Genomic DNA, 12216 nt, shown 5'->3' with positions numbered 1-12216 from the left:
ACAGGTTGGCTTTGCGCCATATTTAAGAGTTGCTACTACGCTAAGGGCATTCTCAATGCAGAAGTGTGCCCGATGAGTTCAAGCCCTACCCGCCCCAACCGCCGCCCGGAGCGCCTGCTGATCCTGGGCAGCACGCTCACGGTGTTGCTGATCGTGGGGGTCGTCACTGCGCTGCTGATTCGTGAACATGCCAACACCCTGCAGACGGCCAAGCGCACCGCCAACACCATCACTCAATTGATCGACGCTGACGTGCTGCGCAATGTCGAACTTTACGACATGGCCCTCAAAGGCTTGATCAGCGCCACCGAGCGCACCGACCTGCAAGACGTTTCAGAGAGCATCCGTCATTTGGTGCTGTTCGATCGTTCCGCAGCGGCGCCCTACAAGGGCGATATCCTGCTGTTGGACCCGGCTGGCGAGGTGATTGCCGATTCCTCCCTGCTCACGCCCAAACTGGGTAACTTTGCCGACCGGGACTACTTTCGGGCGCACCGCACCAACCCCGACCTGGGCCTGTATATCAGCCGTCCGTTCATGGCGCGCTGCCAGTGTGCCGACCCCTGGCGCATCGCGTTCAGCCGTCGCGTTTCGTCACCGGATGGGCGCTTCCTGGGAGTGGCGGTCGCGTCCATGCGCCTGTCGTACTTTCATCAGTTGTTCAGCAGCTTGAACATCGGCAGCAACAGCACCATCAACCTGCTCAACCACCAAGGCATCCTGCTGGCGCAAGAGCCTCTGCTGGAAGCAGATATCGTCGACAAGGACCTGAGCCAGCGCCCGAATGTGGCGCGCATGCTGCGCGAACGGGACGGCAGCTTCCAAAGTATCTCCAGTGTCGATCGCCAGGCACGGCTCTACAGTTTTTCGAATGTGGGCAACTTGCCGCTGATCGTGGCAGTGGCCTTGTCCAGCAATGAAATGTTCGCCCCCTGGCGACGTGCGGCGTGGCTGGTCAGCATCGCGACCGGAGTGTTGTGCGTGGGCCTGTTGTGGCTGACCTGGGCACTGTGCATGGAGCTGCGCCGTCGCCATCGCGCCGAACAGGTGCTGTCAGAACTGGCAGCCACCGACGCCCTTACCGGCCTGGCCAACCGCCGCACGCTGGACGAACGCTTGCGGCTGGAATGGGACCGGGCACAACGCTCCATCGAGTCGTTGAGTGTGCTGATGATCGATGTGGACCACTTCAAGGCCTTCAACGACCGCCACGGCCACCAGGGCGGCGATGAGGCGTTGCGCGCAGTCGCGCAGGTGATCGCCAGCCATATCCGCCGCCCTGCCGACCTGGCGGCGCGCTATGGCGGAGAGGAGTTCGCGGTGGTGTTACCCAATACCGACGCCAAGGGGGCGTGGGTGATCGCCGAGCATATCCGCAAGGGGGTCCAGCACTTGCCGCGCAAGGCCGGGGATGAGCAACCAATCACGGTGAGCATCGGCATGAGTACTTGGCAAAAGCACAGCCGTATTTCCCTTGAAGACCTGCTGCTCAAGGCTGACCAAGCGTTGTATCAGGCCAAGCACAGCGGCCGTAACCGGATAGTGGATGTTTCAAAGACCTCAAACTGATGAGGTCAGGTGTGGGAGCTGGCTTGCCTGCGATGGCGGTGGGGCAGCTATCTATAAGCTAACTGGCCGACCGCTATCGCAGGCAAGCCAGCTCCCACATTTGGATATTCGTCAGGCATAAAAAAAGGCCACCCGAAGGCAGCCTTTCAAAACTAAAGAAAGAGAGTTGTTACTTACACCGCCGCAACGGGACGCATGTAAGAGATCGGTGCGGTGCTGGCATCTTCGAAGGTCACGACTTCCCAAGCGTCTGTCTGCTCAATCAACTTGCGCAGCAGCTGGTTGTTAAGGGCGTGGCCCGACTTGAAGCCTTTGAACTCGCCTATCAGGCTATTGCCCAGCAGGTAGAGGTCACCGATTGCATCGAGGATCTTGTGCTTCACGAATTCGTCTTCGTAGCGAAGGCCGTCTTCGTTCAGTACACCATCCGCGTCGACCACAATGGCGTTTTCCACGCTGCCGCCGAGTGCGAGGTTGTGCTTGCGCAGGTACTCGATGTCACTCATGAAACCAAAGGTACGGGCGCGGCTGACTTCTTTTACAAACGAAGTGCTGGAAAAATCCACGCTTGCACTTTGGGTGCGGTCACGGAATACCGGGTGATCGAAATCGATCTCAAAGCTCACTTTAAAGCCTTCGAACGGGACGAAGGTGGCGCGCTTGTCGCCGTCTTCTACTGTCACTTCCCGCAGAATGCGAATGAACTTCTTGGCTGCGTCCTGTTCTTCCAGGCCGGCAGATTGAATCAAGAATACGAAGGGTCCAGCGCTGCCATCCATGATCGGGACTTCGGACGCGGAGAGCTCGACGTAGGCGTTATCGATGCCCAGGCCAGCCATGGCCGAGAGCAAGTGCTCCACCGTGTCCACTTTGACGTCACCGTTGACCAGAGTGGTCGACATCGTGGTTTCGCCAACGTTTTCCGCGCGAGCAGGAATCTGCACCACAGGGTCCAGGTCGGCACGAACAAACACGATGCCGGTGTCGACAGGTGCGGGCTTGAGGGTCAGGTATACCTTCTCCCCGGAGTGCAGACCTACACCTGTGGCACGGATAATATTCTTCAGGGTGCGTTGTTTAATCATGGCTTGGACCGCTTCAGCGCAAATTGCGAACTGGTATCAACAAAGGCTGGCGATAATAACAGACCAGACCTTTGCTGAACACCAATCACCTTCATAGCCCTGATACATTCCATTAATCGGCCTGACGACGCAGGAATGCCGGGATGTCCAGGTAGTCCAGGTCATCTTGCGGATTCGGGCTACGGGACGCGGCAGCACCGGCCTGAGCCTGGTTGCGCATCACGGTCGGACGGTCCAGGTCACGGTAGTTCACCGACGGCAGTTCCTGGCGAGCAGGGGCTGGGGCAGCAGTTGCCTGGCTGGCCTGGCTAGTGTGCAGGGTGTTGTCGATGACCTTTACAGGCTTCTCGATTTTCGCACCCAGGCCGGTCGCAACCACGGTTACATGCAGTTCGTCGCGCATGTCCGGATCGATAACGGTACCCACCTTGACCATGGCGTGCTCGGACGCGAAGGCTTCGATGATGCTACCCACGTCGGAGTACTCACCCAGGGACAGGTCGGGACCGGCGGTGATGTTCACCAGGATGCCGCGTGCGCCTTGCAGGTTCACGTCTTCGAGCAACGGGTTGCGGATGGCCGCTTCGGTGGCCTCGCGTGCACGGTTCGGACCGCTGGCGCAGCCAGTGCCCATCATCGCCATGCCCATTTCGCTCATGACCGTACGAACGTCGGCAAAGTCGACGTTGATCATGCCCGGACGCTTGATGATGTCGGAGATACCGCGAACGGCACCGGCCAGTACATCGTCAGCCTTGGCGAACGCAGACAGCAGGCTTGCGTCCTTGCCCAGGATGGTCAGCAGTTTCTCGTTGGGGATGGTGATCAACGAGTCGACGCTTTCAGACAGCAGACGGATACCTTCGTCGGCGATCTGCATGCGCTTGCGGCCTTCGAACGGGAACGGACGCGTCACGACAGCAACGGTCAGAATCCCCATTTCCTTGGCCACTTCGGCAATGATCGGTGCAGCACCGGTACCGGTACCGCCGCCCATGCCGGTGGTGATGAACACCATGTTGGTGCCTTGCAGCACTTCGGCAATACGCTCGCGGTCTTCCAGGGCGGCTTGACGGCCGACTTCCGGATTGGCGCCAGCGCCGAGGCCTTTGGTCACCGCGGTGCCCAATTGCAGGATGGTCCGCGCGCCGATGCTTTTGAGCGCCTGGGCATCAGTGTTGGCGCAGATGAACTCAACGCCTTCAATGTTGCTCTTGACCATGTGGTTGACAGCGTTGCCGCCGCCACCGCCGACACCGATTACTTTGATAACCGGGCTAGCGGGGATGTTGTCTACGAGTTCGAACATGTTCCCTCTCCTTTCATTTTCTCTAGTTTTTTCGCCTACTGCTTGTTGCGGGTGTTGCGGTGTCGCGGTAAATCTTTAGAAATTGCCTTGTACCCAGCTTTTGATCCGGTCCAGCAGCGGCGCTTTCTCATCGTCATCGCTGCGGTAGCTGTCACGGATGCTCGGGCCCGACAGGGAAATGCCGTCGGTCTGCTTTTGCAGCCCGTACAACAGCAAGCCCACACCGGTGGAATAAATCGGGTTGCGCACCACGTCGCCCAGGCCCTTCACGCCATGGGGCACGCCCAGGCGCACCGGCATGTGGAAGATCTCTTCGGCCAACTCGACCGCGCCTTCCATCTTCGAGGTACCACCGGTCAGCACGATGCCGGCCGGGATCAAATCTTCGTAGCCGCTGCGGCGCAGTTCAGCCTGAATCAGGGTGAACAGCTCGTCGTAGCGTGGCTCGACCACTTCGGCCAGGGCCTGGCGCGACAGCTCGCGGGGTGGACGATCACCCACGCTTGGCACCTTGATGGTCTCACCGGCACCGGCCAGCTTGGCCAGGGCGCAGGCGTAGCGGATCTTGATTTCTTCGGCGTACTGGGTCGGTGTGCGCAACGCCATGGCGATGTCGTTGGTGACCTGGTCGCCGGCAATCGGGATCACGGCGGTGTGACGAATCGCACCCTCGGTGAAGATCGCGATGTCGGTGGTGCCGCCGCCGATGTCCACCAGGCACACGCCCAGCTCTTTTTCGTCGTCGGTCAGTACCGAGTAGGCCGAGGCCAACTGCTCGAGAATGATGTCGTCGATTTCCAGGCCGCAGCGGCGCACGCATTTTTCAATGTTCTGTGCGGCGTTGACGGCGCAGGTCACCACGTGAACCTTGGCTTCCAGGCGAACGCCCGACATGCCCAGGGGCTCGCGCACGCCTTCCTGGTTGTCGATCACGTAGTCCTGCGGCAGGGTGTGCAGCACGCGCTGGTCCGCCGGGATCGCCACGGCCTGGGCGGCGTCGAGGACGCGCTCAAGGTCGGCCGAGCTGACTTCACGGTCGCGGATCGCCACGATGCCGTGGGAGTTCAGGCTACGGATGTGGTTGCCCGCCACGCCGACGAACGCCGAGTGAATCCGGCAACCGGCCATCAGCTGCGCTTCTTCGATAGCGCGCTGGATCGACTGCACGGTGGACTCGATGTTCACCACCACGCCCTTCTTCAGGCCCCGGGACGGATGCGTGCCAATACCGACGATTTCGATCGCGCCGTCTTCCCCGACCTCGCCCACCAGCGCCACCACCTTGGAGGTGCCGATATCGAGACCGACGATCATTTTGCCGCTTTGCACGTTTGCCATGGGTCCTGCCTCTTCTTAATTCTTCGCGACAGCGGGTTGTGCTGCCGTGGGCGCAGCCGGTGTACGCCAGCCGACGGCCAGGCCGTTGGCGTAACGCAGGTCGACGCTCGCAATGTTCGTAATCTGTTCTTTCAAGGTTTTTTCATAGATGGCAATAAAGCGGCGCATCTTTTCCACCAAGCGGTCGCGTCCCAGCAACAACTCGATGCCCGGGCCGGAACTGCCTGCCCCGGTCGTCAAAAACCAGCTGCCCCGCTCACGCAATTCCAGGCGTGCAATGGAGAAGCCCAGTGGCCGCAGCATCTGGCTCAAGGCCTGGTACTGCTGCATCACTTGCTGCTGCGCCCGCTGCGGCCCGAACAGCTGCGGCAGGTGTTCATAATTGGCCAGCTCACGCGGGGTGAACGCCTGGCCCTGGTTGTTCAACAGCGCTTCATCGCCCCAACGGGCCACGGGCAGTTGTTCTTCCAGGCGGATCGTGACCTGGTCCGGCCATACACGGCGAACTTCGGCGTGGGCGATCCACGGCATCTGTTCCAGCTCCGAGCGCATGCCAGCCAGGTCGATGGTAAAGAAGCTCGCCGCCAGGTATGGGCCGATGCGCTGCTGTACCGCTTGCTGGCTGATGTAGCTCAAGTCGCCCTGCACGCTGATCTTGGTGATCGGCCGGTCGGCATACGGCAACAGACGCTGCGCGCCTTCGTACGTGCCAAAGCCCAGCACCACCAGCAGCACCGGCCAGAACAGCGCCTTGATAAAACCAAAGTTGGCTTTTGGCAGGCGCGAAGACATCGGCTCTTTAGCCACCATTCGGCTTGCACCCCGTGGCACCGGCTTGCGGCTCGGTGCTTGTGGGGGCTGATGACGAAGCGATGCGCCGTTCATGTGTTTAGCCTCTTGGCTCAATGCTGTCGGCCAGGATCGCCAGCACTAACTGCTGGAAATCCAGACCGGCGGCACGGGCTGCCATGGGAACCAGGCTGTGGTCGGTCATGCCCGGTGCGGTGTTGACTTCAAGGAACCAGAAATTCCCTTGGTCATCCTGCATCACGTCTGCCCGCGCCCAACCGGCGATACCCAGCGCCTCACAGGCTTTCGCCGTGAGGTCCATCAATTCTTGTTCCTTGGTTGCTTCGAGGCCGCATGGGATCCGGTACTGAGTATCGGAAGCCAGGTACTTGGCGTCGTAGTCATAAAAAGTGTGGGGCGTGCCCAAAGCGATGGGCGGCAATACCTGGCCACGCAGGGTGGCGATGGTGTACTCGGGACCGGAAATCCACTGTTCCACCAACACTTGCGAATCGTAGGTACTTGCCGCTTTCCATGCGTCGATCAATTCGGCGGCCGAGTTCACTTTGGCCATGCCGATACTGGAGCCTTCATGGGCTGGTTTGACGATCAAAGGCAGGCCCAGTTCCTTGGCCGCAGAAATACAATCGTCTTCACTGCACAGTACGGCGTGACGTGGGGTCGGAATACCCAGGCTGTGCCACACCTGCTTGGTGCGCAACTTGTCCATCGCCAAGGCCGATGCGAGGATGCCGCTGCCGGTGTAAGGGATGCCGGCGCATTCGAGCAGGCCCTGCATGCTGCCGTCCTCACCGCCGCGGCCGTGAAGAATGAGAAAGGCGCGGTCGATTTTTTCAGCCTGCAGGCGGGCAAGGAAGTCATCGCCCACATCGATACCGAAGGCATTCACGCCAGCACTTTGCAGCGCCTCAAGCACCGCATTGCCGGACTTGAGCGACACTTCGCGCTCGGCGCTCTTGCCGCCGAACAACACGGCCACGCGACCGAAGTCGGCAGGCGCAAGGGTGGAAAACAGGGAGCCGTAATCAGTGGTCATTTCGACTTCCCCTTGGCGGCGGCTGCAAACAGCGGGCTCGCCAGCAACTTGGGCGCAAGGCCACCGATATCACCGGCGCCCTGGCACAGCAGGATGTCACCGGCACGCAGCAGCGGCTTGACGATAGGCGCCAGGTCCACGCCACGTTCGATGTAGATCGGGTCCAACTGGCCGCGCTGGCGGATGCTGTTGCACAGCTTGCGGCTGTCAGCGCCCGGGATCGGTTCTTCACCGGCCGGGTAGACTTCCATCAGCAGCAGCACGTTGGCATCGGCCAGTACATTGACGAAATCGTCGTACAGGTCACGGGTGCGGCTGTAGCGGTGCGGCTGGTACACCATCACCAGCCGGCGCTCCGGCCAGCCGCCGCGCACGGCCTTGATAACGGCCGCAACTTCGGTCGGGTGGTGGCCGTAGTCGTCCACCAGCATCACGTCACCACCTTCAACCGGCAGTTGGCCGTAGACCTGGAAGCGACGGCCCACACCGGCAAAGCGCGACAGGCCCTCGACGATGGCTTCATCGCTGACGCCTTCATCGGTGGCAATGCAGATGGTCGCCAAAGAGTTCAGCACGTTGTGGTTGCCCGGCATGTTCACCGACACGTCCAGCGGCTCGCGATCGGGGCGCAGCACGGTGAAGAAGGTTTGCATGCCTTCCTGGCGCACATTGATTGCGCGCACGTCGGCGTCTTCGCTGAAGCCGTAGGTCACGGTAGGGCGTTTGACCTGGGGCAGGATTTCACGCACCACCGGGTCGTCCAGGCACACCACCGCCAACCCATAGAACGGCAGGTTGTGCAGGAAGTCGACGAAGGTTTTCTTCAACTTGTTGAAGTCGCCGTCGTAGGTCGCCATGTGGTCTTCGTCGATGTTGGTGACGACGGCGACCAGCGGTTGCAGGTGCAGGAAGCTCGCATCACTTTCATCGGCTTCGGCGATCAGGTAGCGGCTGGTGCCGAGCTGGGCATTGGTACCGGCTGCATTCAGGCGGCCACCGATGACGAAGGTCGGGTCCAGGCCACCGGCGGCGAACACCGAGGCGATCAGGCTGGTGGTGGTGGTCTTGCCATGGGTACCGGCGACGGCGATGCCGTGGCGATAGCGCATCAGCTCGGCGAGCATCTCGGCACGCGGCACCACAGGGATACGGCGCTCAAGGGCGGTGGCCACTTCCGGGTTGGAGGTGTTCACGGCGCTGGACACCACCAGCACATCGGCCTCGGCAGCGTTCTCGGCACGGTGGCCGATAAAGATCTGCGCGCCAAAGGACTTCAGGCGCTCGGTGACCGGCGACTCTTTCAAGTCCGAGCCGGACACCTGGTAGCCCAGGTTCAGCAACACTTCGGCAATCCCGCACATGCCCACGCCACCGATACCGACGAAGTGAATACGACGGATGCGGCGCATCTCGGGTTGCGGCATGGCTTTCTGATTCTCAACCATGGGCCACCTCCAGGCAGATATCGACCACGGTGCGGGTTGCGTCAGGTTTGGCCAGGCGGCTTGCGGTGCTCGCCATGCTGTTGAGTCGTTCCGGTTGCATCAAAACCTCGGTCAGGCGTGCGGCCAAATCGGCGGCGCCAGTCGTTCTTTGCGGCAGCAGGAAGGCAGCGCCCTCCCCGGCCAAATATTCGGCGTTGCGGGTCTGGTGATCGTCGATGGCGTGGGGCAAAGGCACCAGCAAGGACGGCAGACCGGCGGCCGCCAGTTCACTGACGGTCAGCGCACCAGCGCGGCAGACCACCAGGTCGGCCCAGCCATAGGCTTGGGCCATGTTTTTGATGAAGGGCTGTACATTGGCCTCTACACCGGCCTCGCGATAACGCGCGGCGGTGACTTCATCGTGGTTCTTGCCGGCCTGGTGGAAGATCTCCGGGCGCACATCCTCAGGAAGTTGCGCAACGGCTTCAGGCAGCAATTTATTCAGCGGCTCGGCGCCCAGGCTTCCGCCCAGGATCAGCAGGTGAGCCTTGCGCCCCGCCAGCGCGTCACGCGCAATGGCCATGAACAGTTCGGTACGCACCGGGTTACCGGTGGTGCGAAGCTTGTCGGAGGCGGCGAAGGTTTTCGGGAAGGCTTCACACACCCGCGCAGCCAACGGCACTAGCAGACGGTTGGCAGTACCGGCGACGGCGTTCTGTTCGTGAACGATCACCGGCACACCCGCGAGTTTCGCCGCAACACCACCAGGGCCGGTCACATAACCGCCAAAGCCGAGCACACACACCGGCTTCAACTCGCGAATGATCCTGCGCGCCTGCATGACCGCCTTGAGCAACACGAACGGTGCCTTGAGCAATGACAACTTGCTCTTGCCACGCAGGCCGGTGACGTTGATCAAATGCAGCGGCAAGCCGGCATTGGGCACCAATTCGTTTTCAATGCCACGGGGCGTACCCAGCCAGTGCACGGTGTAGCCACGGTTCTGGAATTCACGGGCGCAAGCCAGGGCCGGGAACACATGGCCCCCGGTGCCGCCCGCCATGATCAGCACGTTAGCGCCCATGGGTCGGCTCCTCGGCGAAGTCGCTTTCGCTGAACTCCATCTCTTCGCTGCCCAGGTGGGTGCGACTCTCCCACTCGATACGCAGCAACAAACCGAGACAGGCGCAGCAAATCACCAACGAACTGCCGCCGTAACTGAGGAACGGCAAGGTCAGGCCCTTGGTCGGGAGCAGGCCGACGTTCACGCCGATGTTGATCAGGAACTGGCCGATCCACAGGAAAGCCAACCCATAGGCCACGTAGGCGGCGAAGAACTGCTTGGCCTTCTCGGCCCACAAGCCGATGTACATGGCGCGCACGCAGACGAATACAAACAGTGCCACGGTGCACAGCGAACCCACCACACCCAACTCTTCGGCCAATACCGAGAACACGAAGTCGGTGTGGGCTTCCGGCAGGTAGAACTGCTTCTGCACACTGTTGCCCAGGCCCACACCCAGCCACTCGCCGCGACCGAAGGCGATCAGCGCCTGGGTCAACTGGTAGCCGGAGCCGAACTGGTCGGACCAGGGGTCGGTAAAGGTGATCAAACGCGCCATCCGGTAGGGTTGCGCCTGCACCAGGATGGTCACCGCCGCGACGGCCAGCACCACCATCAAGGTGAAGCGGAACAGCCCGACACCACCCAGGAACAGCATCGCGGCGGCGGCGCCCATCATCACCACCGTGGCCCCGAAGTCGGGCTCCATCAGCAGCAGGCCAGCCATGGGCAGCAGCACGATGAACGGCTTGAAGAAGCCCATCCAGCTTTCGCGTACTTCTTTCTGACGGCGCACCAGGTAACCGGCGAGGTAGATCACCACGAACACTTTGGCAATTTCCGACGGCTGCACGTTGAACGCGCCGAAGCCGATCCAGCGCATCGAACCGTTCACCTCGCGGCCGATGCCGGGCACGATCACCATGACCAGCAAGCCGAACGCACCGATCAGCATCAGCCAACCCAGACGCTGCCAGGTGGCAATCGGAATCATCATGGTGACGATGCAGGCGCCCAGGCCGATCACCAGGTACACCAGGTGGCGGATCATCATGTACAGCGTGTTGCCCGACTGCACGGCGGCCACTTCGGAGGACGCCGAAGTGATCATCACCAGGCCCAGGCCGAGCAGCGCCAGGCAACCGGCGAGCATCGGGAAATCGAGGTCGATGCCGCGCCCGGTAATGATCGGCGACGGGTATGGCTTGATGATGTTTCTCAGGTTGAGGCTCATGCCAAAGCCTCCACGGCGCGGGCGAACAGTTGGCCGCGCTCTTCATAGTTCTTGAACATGTCGAAGCTGGCGCACGCGGGCGACAGCAACACCGCATCGCCAGGCTGGGCCAGGGCTTTGCACTGGGCAATGGCGTCGTCCAGGGAAGCTGCGCGTACTTGCGGTACAGCGTCACCGAGGGCGGCGGCGATCAGGTCCGAATCGCGGCCCATCAGCACCACGGCGCGGCAATGGGCGGCCACTGGAGCTTTGAGGTCCTTGAAGTCGGCACCCTTGCCATCACCACCGGCGATCAGCACCAGCTTGCCGTCGATATCGGCCCCCAGGCCTTCGATGGCCGCCAGGGCTGCACCGACATTGGTGGCTTTGGAGTCGTTGTAATAGCTGACGTCATTGAGGTCGCGCACCCATTGGCAGCGATGCTCAAGCCCGGCAAAGGTGCGCAGGCTCGCGAGCATGGCGTCGAACGGCAGGCCAACCGCGTGACCGAGCGCCAAGGCCGCCAGGGCATTGGACTGGTTGTGTGCGCCACGGATTTTCAGTTCGCGTACCGGCATCAGGTTCTGGAATTCGAACGCCAGGTACTTCTCGCCGCTCTCTTCACGAATGCCGAAGCCTTTGAAGTCCGGTTTGCCCAGGCCGAAGGTCCAGCAGGGCATGCCCTCGCCTATCAGCGGACGGCTCAGGGCATCCTGACGGTTGACGACAAATTGCTTGGCGCCACGGAAGATCCGGTGCTTGGCCAAGTGATAAGCCGGCAGGCCGCTGTAGCGGTCCATATGGTCTTCGCTGACGTTCAATACCGTCGCCACTTCAGCGCCCAGGTCGTGGGTGGTTTCCAGCTGGAAGCTCGACAACTCCATCACGTACAACTCGACGTCGTCGCTGAGCAAATCCAGTGCCGGCACGCCAAGATTGCCGCCGACGGCCACACGCTTGCCCGCCGCAGCCGCCATCTCGCCGACCAGAGTGGTGACGGTGCTTTTGGCGTTGGAACCGCTGATGGCCACGATCGGCGCCTTCGCGTTGCGTGCGAACAGGTCGATATCGCCAGACAGCTTCACGCCACGGGCCGCAGCCGCTTGCAGGGCCGGTGTCGCCAGGGCCAGGCCCGGGCTCACGTAGAGCTCGTCGGCACGGCACAGAAACTCGACATCCAGCTCGCCACAACGCACTTCCACGTGCGGGTAGTCACGGCGCAGCGTGACCAGCTCCGGTGGATTTTCCCGCGTATCGGCCACGGCAAACGACGTGCCCCGGTTCGCCAGGAAGCGAACCAGGGACATGCCGCTCTTGCCGAGGCCGACAACGATGCGGAAGTGGTCTGAAGCGATCAGGGACACTCGTT

Annotated in this window: 10 protein-coding genes; 1 reads left to right on the top strand and 9 read right to left on the bottom strand. The window is 61.6% G+C overall.

What is annotated here, in order from left to right; genetic code table 11:
• The first annotated feature begins 72 nt into the window (after positions 1-72).
• Positions 73-1569 (top strand): diguanylate cyclase, encoded by a 1497-nt coding sequence (locus AB9N64_RS23100; protein WP_014716978.1) that lies wholly within the window; start codon positions 73-75, stop codon positions 1567-1569.
• 173 nt (positions 1570-1742) lie between these two features.
• Here AB9N64_RS23100 and lpxC read toward each other — a convergent pair whose 3' ends face one another.
• From lpxC to murD, 9 genes are all read right to left on the bottom strand, one after another.
• Positions 1743-2654, bottom strand: a complete 912-nt coding sequence (lpxC, locus tag AB9N64_RS23095) for a UDP-3-O-acyl-N-acetylglucosamine deacetylase (protein ID WP_003171886.1) — start codon at positions 2652-2654, stop codon at positions 1743-1745.
• A gap of 112 nt (positions 2655-2766) precedes the next feature.
• Entirely contained in the window at positions 2767-3963 is a 1197-nt protein-coding gene (gene ftsZ, locus AB9N64_RS23090) for a cell division protein FtsZ (RefSeq protein ID WP_014716977.1), read from the bottom strand.
• Between the two features lie 75 nt (positions 3964-4038).
• The gene (gene ftsA / locus AB9N64_RS23085; protein ID WP_014716976.1) at positions 4039-5301 is read right to left on the bottom strand and encodes a cell division protein FtsA; all 1263 of its coding nucleotides are present in this window, start codon (positions 5299-5301) and stop codon (positions 4039-4041) included.
• A 15-nt stretch (positions 5302-5316) separates the two neighbouring features.
• Positions 5317-6186 (bottom strand): cell division protein FtsQ/DivIB, encoded by an 870-nt coding sequence (locus tag AB9N64_RS23080; protein ID WP_032893516.1) that lies wholly within the window; start codon positions 6184-6186, stop codon positions 5317-5319.
• A 4-nt stretch (positions 6187-6190) separates the two neighbouring features.
• On the bottom strand, positions 6191-7147 hold the full coding sequence (locus AB9N64_RS23075; protein ID WP_014716974.1) for a D-alanine--D-alanine ligase: 957 nt from the start codon (positions 7145-7147) through the stop codon (positions 6191-6193).
• Complete coding sequence (murC, locus tag AB9N64_RS23070; protein ID WP_003188677.1) at positions 7144-8592, bottom strand: UDP-N-acetylmuramate--L-alanine ligase; 1449 nt, start codon at positions 8590-8592, stop codon at positions 7144-7146. Before murC ends, AB9N64_RS23075 begins: the two co-directional genes overlap by 4 nt.
• Positions 8585-9655: an undecaprenyldiphospho-muramoylpentapeptide beta-N-acetylglucosaminyltransferase gene (gene murG / locus AB9N64_RS23065; protein ID WP_166406441.1), complete on the bottom strand. Its 1071-nt coding sequence runs from the start codon at positions 9653-9655 to the stop codon at positions 8585-8587. Before murG ends, murC begins: the two co-directional genes overlap by 8 nt.
• A complete protein-coding gene (gene ftsW, locus AB9N64_RS23060; protein WP_003188673.1) occupies positions 9645-10868 on the bottom strand; it encodes a putative lipid II flippase FtsW in 1224 nt (407 codons plus the stop codon). Before ftsW ends, murG begins: the two co-directional genes overlap by 11 nt.
• Entirely contained in the window at positions 10865-12211 is a 1347-nt protein-coding gene (gene murD, locus AB9N64_RS23055) for a UDP-N-acetylmuramoyl-L-alanine--D-glutamate ligase (RefSeq protein WP_073843275.1), read from the bottom strand. The genes ftsW and murD overlap by 4 nt, the downstream gene beginning before the upstream one ends.
• Positions 12212-12216 lie beyond the last annotated feature (5 nt).

It is taken from the genome of Pseudomonas sp. KT_2_4 (assembly GCF_041410225.1).
Classification (GTDB): Bacteria; Pseudomonadota; Gammaproteobacteria; order Pseudomonadales; family Pseudomonadaceae; genus Aquipseudomonas; species Aquipseudomonas paracarnis.
The sequence above is the reverse complement of the archived record's forward strand: the minus strand, read 5'-3'. Positions and strand labels throughout refer to the sequence as shown.